The sequence below is a fragment of the Mycobacterium sp. NGS61 genome (assembly GCF_059812325.1).
This window is the reverse complement of record NZ_JCALCL010000005.1, coordinates 219673-238058: the sequence shown is the minus strand read 5'-3', so window position 1 is coordinate 238058 and position 18386 is coordinate 219673. Positions and strand designations below refer to the sequence as shown.

The 18386-nt window shown below is 64.9% G+C and carries 18 protein-coding genes; 4 read left to right on the top strand and 14 right to left on the bottom strand.

Features of this window, described 5'->3' with window-relative positions:
* Positions 1–4 precede the first annotated feature (4 nt).
* The 7 genes from AC5Y3Z_RS13690 to AC5Y3Z_RS13660 form a co-directional block, all read right to left on the bottom strand.
* Positions 5–925, bottom strand: coding sequence for a class I SAM-dependent methyltransferase (locus AC5Y3Z_RS13690; protein ID WP_463827226.1), 921 nt, complete (start codon positions 923–925; stop codon positions 5–7).
* A gap of 84 nt (positions 926–1009) precedes the next feature.
* Positions 1010–1912 (bottom strand): class I SAM-dependent methyltransferase, encoded by a 903-nt coding sequence (locus AC5Y3Z_RS13685; protein WP_463827227.1) that lies wholly within the window; start codon positions 1910–1912, stop codon positions 1010–1012.
* Between the two features lie 9 nt (positions 1913–1921).
* Positions 1922–3349, bottom strand: coding sequence for a serine hydrolase domain-containing protein (locus AC5Y3Z_RS13680; RefSeq protein WP_463827228.1), 1428 nt, complete (start codon positions 3347–3349; stop codon positions 1922–1924).
* 22 nt (positions 3350–3371) lie between these two features.
* Positions 3372–4202 (bottom strand): SDR family NAD(P)-dependent oxidoreductase, encoded by an 831-nt coding sequence (locus AC5Y3Z_RS13675; protein ID WP_463827229.1) that lies wholly within the window; start codon positions 4200–4202, stop codon positions 3372–3374.
* Positions 4203–4212: 10 nt separating this feature from the next.
* Positions 4213–5052 carry a mycofactocin-coupled SDR family oxidoreductase gene (locus AC5Y3Z_RS13670; RefSeq protein WP_463827230.1) on the bottom strand — a complete coding sequence of 280 codons (840 nt, stop codon included), beginning with the start codon at positions 5050–5052 and terminating at the stop codon, positions 4213–4215.
* A gap of 25 nt (positions 5053–5077) precedes the next feature.
* Complete coding sequence (locus tag AC5Y3Z_RS13665; RefSeq protein WP_463827231.1) at positions 5078–6280, bottom strand: cytochrome P450; 1203 nt, start codon at positions 6278–6280, stop codon at positions 5078–5080.
* A 225-nt stretch (positions 6281–6505) separates the two neighbouring features.
* Positions 6506–7159, bottom strand: a complete 654-nt coding sequence (locus tag AC5Y3Z_RS13660) for a TetR/AcrR family transcriptional regulator (RefSeq protein ID WP_463827232.1) — start codon at positions 7157–7159, stop codon at positions 6506–6508.
* Positions 7160–7370: 211 nt separating this feature from the next.
* Here AC5Y3Z_RS13660 and AC5Y3Z_RS13655 point away from each other — a divergent pair, with 211 nt between their 5' ends.
* Entirely contained in the window at positions 7371–8546 is a 1176-nt protein-coding gene (locus AC5Y3Z_RS13655) for an acyl-CoA dehydrogenase family protein (protein ID WP_463827233.1), read from the top strand.
* Positions 8547–8564: 18 nt separating this feature from the next.
* On the opposite strand, the gene AC5Y3Z_RS13650 is transcribed toward AC5Y3Z_RS13655, so the two are convergent.
* Genes AC5Y3Z_RS13650 through AC5Y3Z_RS13620 form a run of 7 tightly spaced genes read right to left on the bottom strand, consistent with a single transcriptional unit; the run spans position 8565 to position 14271 of the window.
* Positions 8565–9317, bottom strand: a complete 753-nt coding sequence (locus AC5Y3Z_RS13650; protein WP_463827494.1) for an acyl-CoA dehydrogenase family protein — start codon at positions 9315–9317, stop codon at positions 8565–8567.
* 53 nt (positions 9318–9370) lie between these two features.
* On the bottom strand, positions 9371–10474 hold the full coding sequence (locus AC5Y3Z_RS13645) for an acyl-CoA dehydrogenase family protein (RefSeq protein WP_463827234.1): 1104 nt from the start codon (positions 10472–10474) through the stop codon (positions 9371–9373).
* Positions 10471–10890, bottom strand: a complete 420-nt coding sequence (locus AC5Y3Z_RS13640; RefSeq protein ID WP_463827235.1) for a nuclear transport factor 2 family protein — start codon at positions 10888–10890, stop codon at positions 10471–10473. The genes AC5Y3Z_RS13645 and AC5Y3Z_RS13640 overlap by 4 nt, the downstream gene beginning before the upstream one ends.
* Positions 10874–12130, bottom strand: a complete 1257-nt coding sequence (locus AC5Y3Z_RS13635; RefSeq protein WP_463827236.1) for a metal-dependent hydrolase family protein — start codon at positions 12128–12130, stop codon at positions 10874–10876. The genes AC5Y3Z_RS13640 and AC5Y3Z_RS13635 overlap by 17 nt, the downstream gene beginning before the upstream one ends.
* 3 nt (positions 12131–12133) lie before the next feature.
* Positions 12134–12457: a hypothetical protein gene (locus AC5Y3Z_RS13630; RefSeq protein WP_463827237.1), complete on the bottom strand. Its 324-nt coding sequence runs from the start codon at positions 12455–12457 to the stop codon at positions 12134–12136.
* Positions 12441–13718 carry an aromatic ring-hydroxylating oxygenase subunit alpha gene (locus tag AC5Y3Z_RS13625; protein ID WP_463827238.1) on the bottom strand — a complete coding sequence of 426 codons (1278 nt, stop codon included), beginning with the start codon at positions 13716–13718 and terminating at the stop codon, positions 12441–12443. The genes AC5Y3Z_RS13630 and AC5Y3Z_RS13625 overlap by 17 nt, the downstream gene beginning before the upstream one ends.
* 10 nt (positions 13719–13728) lie before the next feature.
* Positions 13729–14271, bottom strand: coding sequence for a carboxymuconolactone decarboxylase family protein (locus tag AC5Y3Z_RS13620; RefSeq protein WP_463827239.1), 543 nt, complete (start codon positions 14269–14271; stop codon positions 13729–13731).
* Positions 14272–14637: 366 nt separating this feature from the next.
* Here AC5Y3Z_RS13620 and AC5Y3Z_RS13615 point away from each other — a divergent pair, with 366 nt between their 5' ends.
* From AC5Y3Z_RS13615 to AC5Y3Z_RS13605, 3 genes are all read left to right on the top strand, one after another.
* Positions 14638–15936, top strand: coding sequence for an amidohydrolase family protein (locus AC5Y3Z_RS13615; RefSeq protein ID WP_463827240.1), 1299 nt, complete (start codon positions 14638–14640; stop codon positions 15934–15936).
* A 100-nt stretch (positions 15937–16036) separates the two neighbouring features.
* The gene (locus AC5Y3Z_RS13610) at positions 16037–17203 is read left to right on the top strand and encodes an acyl-CoA dehydrogenase family protein (protein ID WP_463827495.1); all 1167 of its coding nucleotides are present in this window, start codon (positions 16037–16039) and stop codon (positions 17201–17203) included.
* A 32-nt stretch (positions 17204–17235) separates the two neighbouring features.
* On the top strand, positions 17236–18381 hold the full coding sequence (locus AC5Y3Z_RS13605) for a thiolase family protein (protein WP_463827241.1): 1146 nt from the start codon (positions 17236–17238) through the stop codon (positions 18379–18381).
* Positions 18382–18386 lie beyond the last annotated feature (5 nt).

Genomic DNA, 18386 nt, shown 5'->3' with positions numbered 1-18386 from the left:
GCGATCACGCGAGCACCGATGTGTAGTAGCTGGGCTTGTCGGAAGGCGGGACGTAACTGCCATCCATCGCGGGCAGGTCGTGATCGGCCCGCAGCTGCGCGGCCGTGGTGCCCACTGATGTCCACCCGTAGTTCGCCAGGTACTCGGAAACGTCTCTGCGGACACCGGAATAGTTCAGCGACCAGATGTCCAGATCAAATCCGTGGTCGCGCCAGGTGCGAGTCGCAGCACGGATGATCTGTTCGACCCGTGCCGAGTCCAGGTCCGACGACCCGACGTAGTTCTCCACCGCCATCCGGCTGGCCGGTGCGCTGAATCGAGTGACGTTGTCCAGCAGTCGATCCTGGGCTTCCGGGGGCAGATAACCGAACAGGCCTTCGGCGATCCAGGCGGTCGGCAGCGCCGGCTGGAATCCGGCCCCCAGCAACGCGGCCGGCCAGTCGTGACGCAAGTCGGCCGGCACCATCCGCAGGTTCGCCGTCGGTTCAGCACCCAGCTGCGCCAGGGTTTCGGCCTTGAACTGCAGTACATCCGGCTGATCGATCTCATACACCGTCATGCCCGGCGGCCACGGCAGTCGGTAGCCGCGCGAGTCGAGCCCGGAGGCCAGGATCACCGCCTGCCGAAGCCCGGCGGCTGTCGCGTCGGCGAAGAACTGATCGAAGTAGCGGGTGCGGATCACCAACTCGGTGGTCATCCGCTGTAGGCCCCAGGCGGCTTCGGGCTCATCGACGTCGGACGCACACAGTTCCCCGGTGGCCCATCGGGTCAGGAATTCGATGCCCACCGCACGGACCAGCGGCTCGGCGAACCGGTCCTCGATCAGTGCGGCACTCGTAGCCCGCGCCCGGCCCGCGGCCACCAGCGTCGCGGTCGCGCCGACATGGCTGGCCAGGTCCCAGTTGTCGTCGTCTGTACGCGTCACCATCCTCCTTCGGGCCAGCGCATCAAGAATCGCACACGAAATGGTCGTAGTGCGTGAAACTGATTTTCCATCGCGCGCAGTCGATCATCGACCGGTCAGGTCACCGCTGATGAAGACGGTGTCGTCGTCGGCAGCGGGTGCAGCAAGGCCGCTGCGCCGGAACAGTTCGGCCAGCGGGATGCCTTCGAGGCGCCAGCCCTTGGCGCCCAGGTAGTCCAGAACATGGTTGCGCCGGCCCGTGTAGACCAGGGAGGCCAAGTCGATGTCGACACCGTGACTGCGAAACGGGTCAGATATGGTCCGCGCCTGCTCGGCGTCGAAATCCGCTATGCCGGTGACGAATTCGGTGGCGATTCTGCTGCCGGTGGCGCTGAGTTCGGTGATGTGGTCGAAGAGCCGGTCCTGCGCCTGCGGCTTCAGATAGATCAGCAGGCCCTCGGCCAGCCACGCCGTCGGTGCTGCCGGGTCAAGGCCGGCGGCCTGCACAGCCGTCGGCCAATCTCCGCGCAAGTCGACGGACACCGGGCACCGAATTGCGGTGGGCTTGGCTCCGAGTTCGGCCAAGGTCCTCGTCTTGAACTCCATCACCTGGGGGAGGTCGATCTCGTAGACCACGGTCCCGGCCGGCCACGGCAACCGGTAGGCCCGAGCATCCAACCCGGACGCGAGGATCGCCACCTGTCGAATTCCGCTGTCGGTGGCATTGCGGACGTAGTCGTCAAAGTATCTGGTGCGGACCGCATTTCCATCGACCATCGCCTGCGCCACGGCCGGTGAAACGGCCGCGATCGTGGACATGTCGACTTCGCCGTCCATCATCTTGGTGAACAGATCCAGTCCTACCGCGCGGACCAGGGGTTCGGCGAACGGGTCGTCGATCAACCCGCGCGGATCCTTGGTGGCCATTGCCCGCCCGGCAGCGACGATGGTCGCGGTGACACCGACACCGGACGCCAGATCCCAGGTGTCATCGTCGGCGCGGGACATCAGCTCAGCCTAGTGTCGCTGACGCCGGAACAGGCGCCCGTGTTGGCTGCACAACCAGACGATGTCGCCGTCTGGTCCGCGGACGAAGTTGGATCGACTGCCGGTGGGCTGCTGGTCGGGTCCGAGGTCGAGCCCATAGTCCGGCCGGTAGAAAGCGAGTCCCAACTCGACGCTGTGCTGGCCCTCCGGGTCGGCGTCGCCGGCGCCCAAGGTGCCGGCGAGCTTGCCGTCCTGCACCCTTAGGTCGATGACCGTTTGTTCGCGGCTGCCGTCCTGAGAGACCTGCTCGGCGACGTACCGACCCGCGTAGGGTGCCAGGTCGGCTGCGTCCAGGCGGCGCGGTATGGCGGGCAGGTTGGTGACGCCGGCGAATCGGTGCAGTGCCCAGTCGCGGGCGAAGAGGTCGTTGATCAGATGAAATCCGCCATCGGAGTTGGTGAGCACCGTCATGGCGAAGTCGCGATCGGGCACCATGATAAATCCGGAGCGCTGACCCTTCCAGGTGCCGCCGTGTTCGACGATGGTCACACCCTGCGCGGAGGGCCGCAGCATCCAGGTCACGCCCATGCCGGTCAGCTCGACCCAGAGCGTCCCGCCCGCACCGGGATGGGAGCGCATCGCCTCCAGTGATTGTCGGCTCAGGACCCGCTCTCCATTGGGCGCCCGGCCATCGCCGAGGTGAAACTGTGCGTAGCACAGAAGATCTCGCGCGGTGGACATCAACCCCCCGGTCGGGTGACAACTGCGTGGGAATGCCCAGAATCCGGTGTCGACAACGGGTTTGCCGTTTATGACACCGTGGGGTGCCGCCACATTCAGACCGATGATCTGGTCGGAGAAGTAGCGGCTGCGGGTCAGCTGCAGAGGTTCGAGCAGCAGTTGCTGCACGGCGGTCTCGTAGTTGGTGCCGGTGACAAGCTCGACGATCCGCCCCGCGACCACTAGTCCTGAGTTGTTGTACGCGAACGCCGTTCCCAACGCAGTCAGCTGAGGTAGCCGTGCCATCGCTCGGACGTAGCGGGCCACCGCGTCCTCACCGCGCCCGAAGTCCTGCCCGTTGCGGCCATCCCATCCTGAGGTGTGATTGAGCAAGTGCCGCACGGTCACCGCGGCGCTCACCGACGGGTCGGCAACCGCAAAGTCGGGGATGTAACGGCGGACCGGCGAATCCAGATCGACCATGCCCCGTTCGGCCAGCTGCATCACCACCGTTCCGGTGAAAGTCTTCGTAGTAGAGCCGATTCGAAATAGGGTGTCACCGTCCACGGGCAATGGATAGTCGACATTGGTTACCCCATAACCCTTTACGTATTCCTGGCCGTCCGCCCAGACGGCGACCGCCACGCCCGGAATCGCATAGGCTTTCATGCCCGACTCGATCCTGGCATCGAGTTCGTCGAACGCCGCACCGAGGTCGGTGCCGGTGACTTCCTGCATGGCTGCGACGATTTCGCGCGCGCTAGTGGCGCCAGCCCTCGGCGGCCTGCTCGTCGAAGGTACGGTCAATGCGCTCGAAGCGGCGCCGGATGGAGGCGCGGGCCGCCTCATGCGGGATCACATACAGACGGTTGGCCAGGATCGCATCGGCGGTCAGTCGGGCCAGCTCTGCCACCCCGAGGGTGCCATCCTGCTCGGGCAGCCCGGCCACCGTCCCGTCGGGTGTGGACACCAGACCGTAGTCCGCACCGCGGATGCGTTCGGAGTTGGACGCCAACTTGGTCTCGATCACCATCGGACACAGCACCGACACCCCGATGCCGTTGCCCTTGACCTCACGGGCCAGCGTCTCGGCCAGACCGACCACCCCGTACTTGGCCACCCCGTAGGCGCCGAGCCCCGCATTGGGGACCAATCCGGCGAAGGAGGCGGTGAACGCGATGTGACCGCCGGTGCCCTGCTCCAGCAACCGCGGCAGAAAGGCTTCGACCGCGTGGATCGAACCCCACAGGTCGATGTCGATCACCCAGCGCCAGTCCTCGTGGGTCATCTCGGCGATCGGGCCCGCCACCACGATGCCGGCATTGCTGAACAGCACGTCGACCTGCCCGAGCAGCCGGAAGGACTCCTCGGCGAGGTGCTGCATCTCCTCCAGATGACGGACATCGCACAGCACGCCGTGCGCGTCGACACCGTCGCCGCGCAGTTGATTGACGGCATGTTCCAAACCCGGTCCGTCGACGTCGGCAAGCACCAATCGCGCACCGCGTCGGGCCAACTCGGTGGCGGTGGCCAGCCCTATTCCGCTGGCCCCGCCGGTGATGACCGCCCCGCGCCCGTCGAAACTCTCCATAGGGCGAACCCTATTTGAGGCAGCTCCCCGCGTCGACGGGCAGGGTGACACCAGTGACGTAGCGGGACTCATCCGAAGCGAAGAACAGCACCGCGTTGCTGATGTCCTCCGCGTCCACCCACGGCACGGGCAGCGTGTGGAACATCTGACAGATCGGGGCCATGTCGTCGGGGCCCGGGTTCTCCAGGTCGGGGCGGAACAATTTCCAGGTGCCCTCGTTCATGATCATGCCGGTGCTCACGTGCGTGGGATGTACCGAGTTGACCCGAATCATGTGGTGTCCCAACTCAACTGCGAACGAACGCATGATGCCCACGACACCGTGCTTGGCCGCGACGTAGTTACCGCAGTGCGGATACGCCTTCAACCCGCCGACCGAGCTGGTCAGGATGATCGAGCCACCCTTCTTGCCGGCAATCAGATGCGGCACACCGGCTTTCACCGTTTTCCATACGCCGGACAGGTTCACGTCGATCATTTCCTGCCAGTCATGTTCGCTGCACTGGTCCAAGGTGTCTCCGCCGTTGCCGATGCCGGCGTTGGCGACGATGATGTCCAACCGGCCCAGCTGCTCGACGCCGGCGTCCACTGCGGCCTTGAGCCCCTCGTAGTCCCGCACGTCGACTTCGGCCGTGAAGATCCGCCGGTTGAGGCCTTTGACCAGATCGGCGGTCTCGGCCAGATCCTCTGGCGTGGCCGCCGGGATCGGGCTGGTCTCCACCACCCGCTTGCAGACGTCGATGGCGATGATGTCGGCGCCCTCCTGCGCCAACCGCACCGCGTGGCTACGGCCCTGACCCAGCGCAGCCCCGGTGACGAAGGCGACCTTGCCCTCTACCCGTCCAGTCATGACTTACCCCTTTTCTGCGTCGTCGTCAGCCGAGCACGGCCGGCATGGATTCCCAACCCCGAACCGTCGACGTCGGGGAAAGCGTGGCTGCGGAGAGATCGACCTCCCAATCCGGGAAGCGCTTCAAGATTTCCTCGAGCGCGATGCGGCCCTCGAGCCGCGCGAGCGCTGAGCCGAGACAATAATGGGTGCCGACACTGAACGTGAGGTGCTGGCGCGTTTCTCGGCGGATGTCGAAAACGTCTCCGTCGGGCGGGAATTGGCGGTGGTCACGATTTGCCGCGCCGATCAGCATCATCATGACGCTGCCTTCGGGCACCTTCTGGCCGTAGTACTCCACGTCGCGGGTCACATAGCGCGCCACATGCGGCGCCGGCGGTTCGAAGCGCAGCAGCTCCTCGATAGCCGCCGGTATCAACGCCGGATTCTCGACCAGCGCACGCCGTTGTTCCGGATGCTCGGACAACACCTTGCCGGCCCAGCCGATCAACCGGGTGGTGGTCTCGTTGCCGGCACCCGACACCACGGTGATGTAGGTGAGCAGTTCGTCGCGGCGCATCCGGCGCACGGTGCCGGTCTCGTCCTCGAACTCCGCGTTGAGCAGTTCGGTGGTGAGGTCGTCGGAGGGATGCGCGGCACGCCAGTCGATGTACTGACTGAAGAACTCGCCGCTGAGCATGGCTTCGGCAGAGAACTCCATCGGCTTGCCGGCCTCGGTGCGCATCTGTGCGTTGGCGAAGTCGCGGGCGGCTTCCTGTTCTTCTTCCGGAACCCCCAGCAGCATGCCGATCACCCGCATCGGCATCTGCGCGCCCAGGTCGGCGACGAAGTCGAATCGACCCGTACCGACCAGCGGATCCAAACTGCGCGCGCAGAATTCACGGATCTTGGGTTCCAGGGCGTTGATCTTGCGCGGCGTGAACATGCGGGACAACAACTTGCGGTGGATGTCGTGGATCGGCGGATCCTCGAAAATGAGGACGCCCGGCGGCATCTCGATGTTGGCGCGGATGAGCTCGAGAATGGCGCCGCGCGCGGAGCTGAAGGTCTGATAGTCGACGATCGCGTCATCGACGTCGGCGAACCGGCTGAGTGCGTAGAAGTCGTGCTGCTCGTTGTAGTAGAGCGGCGCCTCTTCGCGCAGGCGCCGGAACATCGGATAGGGGTCGGCGTTGAGCCCGACGTCGTACGGATCGAAGTAGACATCGTTGGGAGCGCTGACTGTCACAGGTAACTGCCCTCTCGCCGGAACCGCGCCCCGTTGGCCGGGAGAGCGCGATCGTGCCGCCTGGAAAACTCTGTCACCACCCACCAACGAGTGTCAACGCGGAATTCGTTTCGGCTATTTACCGTTCTTACTATCAGAGAACAACATTCTCGTCCATTTAGCAATGTGCGATATTCGCTCATCGGGTAATGGATCAGTGGAAATCGAGGCCGGCGCGGCCGCAACCTATTTGCCGGCGAATCCGCGTGAGCAGAAGTCCCAGACCTCGTCGGACGTGATCGGGTGCAGCGTCTCTTCGTCGGTCCCGCCACTGGACTGCGCGATGAACATCACGGTCTGCATGGTCATCGCGGCGGCCCGCTTCGGGTTGACGTCCGCGCGCAGCTTGCCGGCTTCCGCCGCTGCCTCAGTGAGTTCAGTGAGCAAAGCCAGCAGGGGTGCGTGCGCAACCTTGACCTCAGTCGGGTGGGTCACCAGCAAACGCGGCGCAAAGTCGGTGAACAGCGGCCGCCGCGCAGTCGGGTCGGGGCGAGAGGCCTCGTAGAGCAGCTCCACGGCGACCTTGAGGCGCTCGAGGGCGTCGGTGTGGCTCTCCGTCGCGGCGCGGATCTGGTCGGCCGAGCGGCTCAGGGCGTCCTCGAACAGGGCCAGCAACAGCTCGTGTTTGCCGTCAAACTGCAGGTAGAAACTTCGCAGCGATTGCCGGGAGCGGTCCACGACCTCCTGGACAGTGAAGTCGGTGCTGCCCTTCTCGATGATGATGGCCTGCGCGGCATCCAGAAAACGCTGGACGCGCTGCGCCGCGCGCAGTTTCGCGGTCTTGATTGAGCGTTCGACGGCGCGCTGCTTCCACGCCGGCTCTTCGCTGGGGTTTGTCACGGGCGGCTCGGGGGATTGCCGCGCAGGGAGAACATGGTTGGACTGTACCGGAGAACGCCGCGCCATCGCTGTGCTCAACCTCCCCACGGACGGTGTCTAGGAGATTGTAACTTCCTCACGACGAGAATACTATTCTCTTTGACACGTGTTTGGGAAGCAGATTCCAGAGAATAGAACGCGCGTGCGGTTCCAGAGAGGTGAGTGAAGCGCGGTGCAGCTGAGTTTCGATGCCGATGTCGAGGCATTCCGAGCCGAATTCATCGCGTTTCTCGAACAGCACCTACCTGAGGAGGCCGACGCGTTCGAGCGGCCGCGGTCGTGTTCGCACCTGCCCGACTGGGCGGTCCGGTGGCAGCGACTGTTGTTCGACCACGGCTGGCTGTTGCCCGGCAACCCGCCGGAATTCGGCGGGCGCAACGCCTCGTTGCTGCAGCAGTACGTGTGCGCCGAGGAATTGGCCCGGCGGCGGATCTACCGCAGTTTCAACCCCCAGGGTGTCGGGATCATTGCTGCGTCGTTGCTGTCGTTCGGCAGCGACGAGCAGAAGCGGCGTTGGGCGGTGCCGATCCTGCGGGCTGAGATCACCGCATCACTCGGCATGAGCGAGCCCGGCGCGGGCTCGGACCTGGCGTCGCTGAAGACCAGAGCGGTGCTCGACGGTGACCACTTCGTGGTGAACGGGCAGAAGGTCTGGACCTCCGGCGCCCATGACGCCGATGTGTTGCTGACCTTCGTACGCACCGATCCGGACGCACCAAAGCACAAGGGCGTCAGCGTGTTACTGATCCCGACGGACACCCCGGGAGTGGTGCGCCGGCCGTTCCCGTCGGTGTGCGATCACGACGACATCGAGTTCAACGAGGTGTTCTTCACCGACGCCCGGGTGCCGGCCGAGAATCTGGTGGGCGAACTCAACGGCGGCTGGCGCGTCGCCACCGGCTCACTGGGCCACGAACGGGCGATGCTCTGGATGGACTACGCCAACCTGTTGGACCAGATGACCGTCGACTACACCCCGACCGGGGTGCTGGAACGGGACTGCTACGCGACGCTGGTGATGGATGCCAGGGCGATGCATCTGCTGGGTTCGGCGGCGACTGCCCGGGCGGCGCGCGGCGAGGAGGACGTGCCTGCGCAGTCGGTACTGAAACTGTTGGGTTCAGAAGCCCTGCAACGTGCTTCGGAGGATGCGCTGAACGCTGCCGGCGCCGATGGTCTGGTGCATCCCGCGGTCACCGCGCCGTTTGCGCCGCTGGACCTCGACGCCCACAGCGGAAGCTGGTTCGACCGTTACGCCCGCAGCTTTGCCGGCACCATCGCCGGCGGGACGTCGGAGATTCAGCGCAACATCATCGCCCAGCGGATTCTGGGTCTGCCGCGCAATTAGCTTGCGCCCGTGGGATTGTCACAGCTGCGCCAGGCGCGGCGCCGAGCCTCGTTCGCGCAGGATCGCGCCAGCTTCGCGGGTGAGATCCCGCGAGCTGCCCAGCAATCCGTCGAAGAGCAACGCGCGCTTGATGTGTCGGTGTAATTCGTGCTCAGCGGTGAACCCGATCCCGCCGAGCACCTGCTGACAATGGCGGGCGGCGGTCAACGCCGCCTGGCCGGCAGCGGCTTTGGCCAGCAGACTGGCCAGATCGTCGGGCTGTTCCGTGGCAAGCGTCAAGGTGGCTTCGGCGCCCTCGACGGCGACGAGCGTCTCGGCGAGCCGGTGCCGTATCGCCTGGAAAGAGGCGATGGGACGGCCGAATTGGACGCGGTCCAGCGCATGCCGGCGGGCCAGCGACAGCATCGCCCGCCCGGCGCCGACGAGCCACCAGCCCAGTGCCCGTCGGCCCGCTGCCAGCGCGCCCGCGGACAGCGGATCGCCGGCCGCGGTCCGGTGGATCGGAATCTCGTCGTCCAATGCCGAGCCGGGCTGATCGCCGCGTTCCCAGATCACCCAGGAACCGCCGGAGTACGGCAACGGCACGGTCGCGCCGCCGGTCTGCCCTTCGGCCCGCAGGATGACGTCGTTGAGAACTGCGGCGTGTGCTCCGGTTTCGCCGAGCAATCGGAAGACCAGAGGTATTGCCGCACCAGGGATCTCGTCGAGCATATCGAGCCAGCCCAGGTCAGCCAGTGCGGCGTCGAGACGGGCACCGGAGCATCGGGCCATCGCCGTTTGCAGCGAGTCGGCGATCAGCTGCAGTTCTTCGGGATCGGTCACCGTCACTCCTTGCCGAGATCGAGCAGCCGGCGGGCGATGATGTTGCGTTGGATCTCGGCGGTTCCGCCGTAGATGCTGGCCGCGCGCGAGTACAGGTACTCCGGGCGCCAGGGGGTGTCGTCGAGTTCGAGTCGGCCGGGCAGCAGGTCGTGCACGGTATCGTAGAGCTTCTGCTCGGCACCGGCCAGCAGCACCTTGTCGATCGAGGTGTCCGGACCCAGCCGGGCGCCGGCGGCCAGCCGGTGCTGAGTGGCGCGGGACCGGCAGCGCAGTGTGTGCAGCGCGAGATATGCTGCGCCCAAGGCGGACTCGTCGGGTTCGGTCACGTCGGCGATGAGCTGGTCGAAGCGCGAGTACAGATAGGCGATGCGTTGCCAGAAGCACGTCGAGCGCTCATAGGGCAACAGGTCCATCGCCAGGCGCCAGCCGTCCCCCGGCTTGCCCAGCATGCGGTTGGACGGGATCACGACGTCGTCGTAGTAGACCTCGCAGAACTCGTCGACGCCGTGCATGGTGCGTAGCGGGCGAACGGTGATGCCGGGCGTGTCCATATCGACGAAGAACGCGGTGATCCCGTCATGGCCGGGCGCGGTGCGGGTGAGCACTATGCACCGGGTGGAGTACTGAGCGAAACTGGTCCAGACCTTCTGGCCGTTGACGAGCCAATTCTCCCCGTCCTGGACCGCCCGGGTGGACAGTGACGCCAGATCGCTGCCCGATCCCGGCTCGGAGAAACCCTGACACCACTGTTCACGACCGCTGAGCAGTAATGGCACCATTTCCGCGGCGAGTTCGGTTGTCGCGTAATCGATCATCGTGGGTGCGAGCACTTCGAGCATCGAATAGGGGCCGGGTTCGGCCAGCCGCCGTCCCACTACTTCCTCGCCGACCACCGCACGCAGCAGCGCCGGCCCGCCCAGGCCGCCGACCTCGACCGGCCAGCCGTAGCGCATCCAGCCCGCTTCGTAGAGCGCCTCGCTGACCCGCGCGAACTGGTGCATGTGGCCCTGCAGCGAATGATCGGGCCCGGGCGTCAGGTCATGGGCGTCGAGCCACGCGCACAGGTCGGCGCGAAACTGCTCGACGGTGACGGTGCCCGACGTCACGGCGCCGGACGACCCACGGCGTGCGGACGACCGTGGTCGTGCACCCCGCTGCGCCGAATGAACGTCATGGCACGGGTTTTCAGCCGCCACCCGTCGGCGGTGCGCAGGTAGGTGTCACGGTAGTAGCCGATGCGCATGTCGTGGGCGGAGTGTTCGATGAAGCACAGCGGTTGGGTACCGGTGGCCTCGTCGCCGTCGAGGTCCACCAGCGCGGTCCCGGTCATGAACAGGCCCTTGGGCGCGGCGGCCACCAGCTCCGGAAACCGGTCCAGGGTGTAGGTGTCGCCGAACGCGCTGTAGGTGCCGTCGGGAGTGAACACGCCGATCAGCCCGTCGATGTCGCCCTGAGTGATGGTCACCGCGTAGCGGGCGAGCAACTGCTGGATCTCGACCAGATCGTCAGTTCTGGTTGGCATAAACCTTGCCGCCTTTCATCACAAAGCCCACGTTGCGGGTAACGGTGATGTCGTCCAACGGGTTTCCCGGCACCGCGATGACGTCGGCGAGCATACCCTCGGCCAGCCGGCCCAGTTCAGTGGAGTTGATCAGTTCCGCCGCGGTCACCGTGGCCGCCCGCAGCACCGCCACCGGCGGCAAGCCCCACTCCACCAGGGTGACCAGCTCATCGGCGTTGCGGCCGTGCGGTATTGCCGGCGCGTCGGTGCCGACCGCGATCTTCACCCCGGCCTGGTAGGCGGCCAGAATCGAGGTCTTCGCCTTCGGGAACATCTCGGCGGCCTTGTCCTGTAACTCTTTCGGAGCGTGTGAGACGTCCATCGCGTCGGCGAGCCTGCGGGTGGTCACCAGGAACCGATCGTTGTCGACCAGCATCTGAATCGCCTCGTCGTCCATCAGAAAGCCGTGTTCGATGCAGTCGATACCACATGCCACCGCATGCTTGACCGCTTCGGCTCCGTGCGTGTGCGCTGCGACGCGCAACCCCCGCCGGTGTGCCTCGTCGACGATCGCGCGCAGTTCCTCATCTGAATAGTGTTGTGCGCCAGCTTCACCGGTCAACGACATCACGCCACCGGAAACACACACCTTGATCAGCTGGGCGCCGTGTTTGATCTGGTAGCGCACCGCTTTGCGGATCTCGTCGACCCCGTTGGCGATGCCCTCTTCGACGGTGAGCTCGAGTGCGCCCGGCATGAATGCGGCGAACATGGTCGGATCCAGGTGACCGCCGGTGGGGGTGATGGCATGCCCGGCAGGCACAATGCGCGGTCCGTCGATCCAGCCGGCGTCGATCGCCTTGCCCAGCGCGACGTCGAGCAGGTAACCACCGGTCTTGACGAACAGCCCGAGGTTGCGCACGGTGGTGAACCCGGCACGCAGGGTGCGGCGGGCGTTGCCGACCGCGCGCAGCACGCGGGTCGGCGGGTCGTCCTGCACCTGGGACAGTCCCGGCTTCTCGCCGCGCCCGCCCATCAGCAGATTGACCTCCATGTCCATCAATCCGGGCAACAGGATCTGGTGGCCCAGGTCGATGACCTCAGAGTCCGAGCCTGTGACATCGCCGCCGACACCGACGATGCGGTCGCCGTCGATCCGCAGGATGCCGGGCGAGACGATCTCCCCGGCATCGACGTCGAGCAGTCCCGCCGCTTTGAGCGTGAACTGCGATGAGCCGCGTGCGCGAAGAGCGTCAGGCACCGTTCAGATCACCGGTTCCCGAAGCACTTCCACCCATGCTGCGCCGCTGTCGGGGACCCGCGGTTGCTTCCACGCCTCGATCGGGAAGGACACCATGACCAGCGACTGCATGATGTGCATCAGTGTCTTCGCGTCGTCCGGCAGATCGTCGAGCGGGTACTTGTCGCAGTAGGCGATGACGTCTTCCAGGAGCGGGAAGGCGACGTCGTAGAACTGCTGCATCTCGGCCATCGTCGACGCCAGCCGCTTGGCGTAGCGCTCGGGCTCGGTGGCTAGATCCCAGTCCAGATATGGCTCCAGAGCCGCGAATTCAGACGGTAGCGACATTGTTCTGGTACTCCTTCACGAGATTACCGGTCGTCTTGTGCAGATGACGGATCAAGACTTCCTGGTCGCACAGCAGAAACTCGGTGACCGCCCTGGTGCCGATCATGGTCTGGGTCGCCTCCAGTGTGTTGGCGTCCTGTAATGCGTACTCCTTGAACGTCACCGCGGCCAGCTCCTGGGCCAGGCGTTCCCGCGCGTTGCGCGGCGGGACGAAATACAGTGATGCCTCGAAGATGTGCTTGTCCACCGCAGTTGGCCAGTAGTGGTAGGTCAGATACCAACCCGGCTCCCAGATCAGCAGCATGAAGTTCGGGTAGAACAGCCACGAGTCGATGCCCCACTGCGGCACCCGCTTCACGTTGACTCCCGGCGGCAGCTCGAGATCCTTGATGATCTCCGGCTTGTCCCATGGACCGAACAATCCGCTACGCAGCACCTGGTCCATCGGCTTGACCATGGACATGTCCGGGGGTGGGGCCTGTCCGCCCCAGGTCGACTGCAGGTTGTGCGGGCCGGCCAACTCGTAGTGCAGCGCCTCGTAGCCGAACTTCTGAATCTTGGCGGCTTCCTCTTTGGTGTACTGCCCCTGGTGCAGGATCGGCGCGTGGTAGAACTCGACGAACGCGTCGATGAACAGCTTCCAGTTGCTGCCGACTTCTGCTCGATAGGAATAGGTTTCGGTCATCTCGCCGAAGGGATAGCCTTCGATGCTCTTGGCCAGCGGTCCGAGATAGTCGATCAGCGGCGCCGCATTGTCGTCGAAGTTGATGAAGATGAAGCCTTCCCAGACCTCGCACCGCACCGGCGCCAGGCCGTACTGGCCCTTGTCGAGGTTGAAGAACTCTTCGGGTTGCTGAACGAAGGTCAGGTCCCCGTCCAGGCTGTAGCGCCAGGCGTGGTACTTGCAGGTGAACTGCCGGCAGGTGCCGGAAGTTTCTTCGTTGGGAAAGTCGTTCCACACCAACTTGTTTCCGCGGTGCCGGCAGACGTTGTGGTACGCCTTGACCGAGCCGTCCTTGGTCTTGACGATGATCACCGACGTGCCGGGGCCGGCCGACGGTAGCTCCCGGGTGAAGTAGCTGCCGGTGCGCGGCAGCCGATTGACCCGTCCGACATTGAGCCACTGCTTCTTGAAGACCGCTTCGCGCTCGGCCTCGAAGAACGCCGGGTCGATCGAGTCGGTGTAGTCGACCGGGTCGGTTCCCAGTTCGGGGTAGTTCTCTGTCCAGCTGCCGGCGGCTGGCTTGGGGAAGTGGGCCACTTTTACCTTCCTAGTGATCTTGTTCGAGCTGAACGCCAAAAGTGTTGAGGGCCATGGCCAGCATGATGTAAGAGCCGACCGTGAAGACGTAGTCCATCCGCTGGCGGTCGTCCATCTGCTCGCCGAGCGCGGCCCAGGTGTGGTCGGACAACTGGGACTGTTCGTCGAGCTCGTCGACCCCGACGAGCACCGCGCGTTCGAAATCATCGAAGTCACTGCCGGCCACCTCGGGTGCCCGCGCCGCCTCGACCTCGGCGTCAGTGACGCCTTCTCGTTTGGCCAGGTTGACGTGGTGGGTCCACTCGTAGGCGCAGTTACGGCGATGTGCGACGCGCAGGATCGCCAGTTCGCGGATGCGCGGCGGCAGGGTGGAGGAGAACAACAGGTGGACGTTGAACTTGAGGAACGCTTTGGTCAGGACCGGATGGTTCACCAGCGTCGACAGCACATTGGAGGCATCCCGCGGATTGCGGCGCTCCGGGGGCAGCATGACGGCCAGTGCCCCTTCGACAGCGTCGTCCCACTGGTCGGCTGGCAACGGCGGCAGACGCATCCCGCAGCGATCCTCTCGGTCGTCTTCTCTCTGAGCGAGAATCATATTCTCATTTGCAACCAATAGATTTGCACGAATCGCTCGGTTGGTCAATCCTGGCGCGGACGCAATCGTGCTGCTTCGCGCCGGCCGGGCCGGGCCGGTTCCGGCTGTCGGGGTAGCCATGCTGCTGATTTACCTAGCCGCCACCACTGGGACGGGACTGCAGAGCGCCGATGCGCCTATGCTGGATGTTGATTCTCGCTTCGCGAGAAGCTAGTTTTCAAGCTATAGAGAGCTTGGCGCATGTGTGGCTCGTTGATGCCAGCCTGGGGGCCGCGCGTTCGTGTGAGATCCGAGCGAACGATGAGAAGGGTTGAAAGAGCCATGAACAAAGAGGACATGATCCTGATCAGTGTGGACGACCACACCGTCGAGCCGCCTGACATGTTCAAGAACCACCTCTCGAAGAAATACATCGACGACGCGCCGCGCCTGGTGCACAACGCCGACGGTTCGGACATGTGGAAGTTCCGTGACACGGTGATCCCGAACGTGGCCCTCAACGCCGTGGCCGGACGGCCCAAGGAGGAGTACGGCATCGAGCCGACCGGACTCGACGAGATCCGGCCGGGTTGTTACAACGTCGACGAGCGCATCAAGGACATGAACGCGGGCGGCATCCTGGCCTCCATCTGCTTCCCATCCTTCCCCGGTTTCGCCGGGCGGCTGTTCGCCACCGACGACCACGACTTCTCCATCGCGCTGGTACAGGCCTACAACGATTGGCACATCGACGAGTGGTGTGGTGCCTACCCCGCGCGGTTCATTCCGATGGCGATCCCGGTGATCTGGGATGCCGAGGCGTGTGCCGCTGAGGTGCGCCGCGTCGCCAAGAAAGGCGTGCACGCGCTGACCTTCACCGAGAATCCGGCCGCGATGGGCTATCCCAGCTTCCACAACGAATACTGGAACCCGCTGTGGGAAGCCCTGTGTGACACCGACACCGTGATGAACGTGCACATCGGGTCGTCGGGCCGGCTGGCCATCACCGCGCCGGATGCCCCGATGGACGTGATGATCACGCTGCAGCCGATGAACATCGTGCAAGCCGCCGCTGACCTGTTGTGGTCGCGCCCGATCAAGGAGTACCCCGACCTCAAGATCGCGCTGTCCGAGGGCGGGACGGGTTGGATTCCGTACTTCCTGGAGCGTGCCGACCGCACCTACGAGATGCACTCCACCTGGACGCACCAGGACTTCAAGGGCAAGCTGCCCAGTGATGTGTTCCGTGACCACTTCCTGACCTGCTTCATCAGCGACAAGGTCGGGGTGGCGCTGCGCAACATGATCGGCATCGACAACATCTGTTGGGAAGCCGACTACCCGCACAGCGACTCGATGTGGCCCGGCGCGCCGGAAGAGTTGTGGGATGTGTTGTCTCTCAACGATGTTCCGGACGACGAGATCAACAAGATGACCCATGAGAACGCCATGCGCTGGTACTCGTTCGACCCGTTCACGCACATTTCGCGCGAGCAGGCGACAGTCGGTGCCCTGCGCAAAGCCGCTGAAGGCCACGACGTGTCGATCAAAGCGGCCGGCCACGACAAGGACAGCCGGGGCGGCTCCTCGTTTGCGGATTTCGCGGCGAACGCCAAAGCCCTTACCGGTAACAAGGACTGAGCCCCGGTTTTCCCGCGAGCAGACGCAGAATCGCACTGCGTGAGCAGCGATCGTGCGATTCTGCGTCTGCTCGCGCTGAAAGGAGGTGCCCATGGATGGCATGAATTTCGAGCTCACCGAGGACCAGGAGCTGATCCGGCGGTCGGTCGCGGAACTGGCACGCAAGTTCGACGACCAGTACTGGATGGAAAAAGACCAGGCACACGAGTTTCCGCACGAGTTCTACCGCGCCATCGCCGACGGCGGCTGGCTCGGGATGACGATCCCGACCGAATACGGCGGCCACGGCCTGGGCATCACCGAAGCCACCATCCTGCTCGAAGAAGTCGCCAAGTCCGGCGGTGCGATGAACGCCGCCAGCGCGATCCACCTGTCGATCTTCGGCATGCAACCCGTCGTGGTGCACGGCTCCGAAGAGCAGAAGCAACGCATGTTGCCGGCGGTGGCCACCGGTGAGGTGCACGTCTGCTTCGGGGTGACCGAACCAGGCGCCGGCCTTGACACGTCACGCATCACCACGTTCGCCAAACGCGACGGCGATCGGTACGTGGTCAACGGTCGCAAGGTGTGGATCTCCAAAGCGATGGAATCCGACAAGATTCTGCTGCTGACCCGCACCCAGAGCTATGACGAGGTCATTAAGAAGACCGACGGCATGACGTTGTTCCTGACCGACCTGGATCGCAGCCGCGTCGACGTCCGGCCGATCAAGAAGATGGGCCGCAACGCCGTCAGCTCCAACGAGCTGTTCATCGACAATCTGGAAATTCCCGTCGAGGACCGAATCGGCGAGGAAGGCAACGGTTTTCAGTACATCCTGGACGGACTCAACCCGGAGCGGATGCTGATCGCCGCCGAGGCGCTCGGGATCGGCCGCGTCGCTCTGGAGAAGGCGGTCAAGTACGGCAACGAGCGTGAGGTGTTCGGCCGGCCCATCGGCATGAACCAGGGCCTGCAGTTCCCGTTGGCCGACTCGCTGGCCCGGCTGGACGCCGCCGAGCTGATGCTGCGCAAGGCCACCTGGCTCTATGACAACGGCAAACCCTGTGGGCGAGAAGCCAATACGGCCAAATACCTGTGCGCCGACGCCGGCTTCACCGCCGCCGACCGGGCGCTGCAGACCCACGGTGGCATGGGTTACGCCGAGGAGTACCACGTCACCCGGTACTTCCGCGAGGCGCGACTGATGAAGATCGCGCCGGTCAGCCAGGAGATGATCCTGAACTTCCTCGGTTCCCACGTGCTGAAGCTGCCGCGCAGCTACTAGGCTCGGCCCTCATCGGAAGACGGGAGCCAGGAATGCGCGACACAGTCATCGTCGAGGCAGTGCGCACCGCGGTCGGAAGACGCAACGGCGGATTGTCCGGGATACACGCCGCCGATCTGTCCGCCGTCGTGCTCGACGAACTGCTCGAACGCTCCGGCGTTAGTCCCGAGATCGTCGACGACGTGATCTGGGGTTGCGTCTCGCAGGTCGGCGATCAGTCCAGCAACATCGGCCGCTACGCGGTGCTGGCCGCGGGTTGGCCGGAAACCATCCCCGGCACCACGGTCAACCGGGCCTGCGGGTCCAGCCAGCAGGCTCTCGACTTCGCGGTGCAGGCGGTGATGTCCGGGCAACAGGACGTCGTGGTCGCCGGCGGTGTCGAGGTCATGAGTCGCGTTCCGCTCGGCTCGGCCCGCGCCACCGGTATGCCGTACGGCCCCAAAGTTCTTGCGCGCTACGACGATTTCTCTTTCAACCAAGGGTTGTCGGCAGAGCTGATCGCCGAGAAGTGGGGATTTTCCCGCGCCCGGCTGGACGAGTATTCAGCCCTGTCCCACGAGCGTGCCGCCGCCGCGCAGGACGGCAATGCGTTCACCGAACAGATCGTGCCGGTGTTCACCGAGGATTCCGTCGTGCACGAGGACGAGGGCATCCGGCGGGGCACCACGGTGGAGAAACTGGCCGGGTTGAAGCCGGCCTTCACCGAGGACGGGGTGATCCATGCCGGGAACTCCTCGCAGATATCCGACGGCGCGGCCGCGCTGCTGATCACCACCGCCGAACTGGCGCTGGAACTGGGTCTGACGCCGATCGTGCGCTACCGCGCCGGTGCCGTCACGGGAGCCGACCCGGTGCTGATGCTGACCGGACCGATTCCGGCGACGGAGAAGGTGCTGGCCAAGTCCGGCGTTCGACTCGATGAGGTGGGCGTCTTCGAGGTCAACGAGGCCTTCGCGCCGGTGCCGCTGGCCTGGCTGGCCGAGACCGGTGCCGACCCGGCGCTGCTGAATCCGTTGGGTGGTGCGATCGCGCTGGGGCACCCGCTCGGCGCGTCGGGCGCGGTGCTGATGACGCGCATGGTTCATCACATGCGTGACAACGGGATCCGCTTCGGGTTGCAGACCATGTGCGAAGGCGGCGGCACGGCCAACGCGACGCTCGTCGAACTGGTCAACTGAATCCG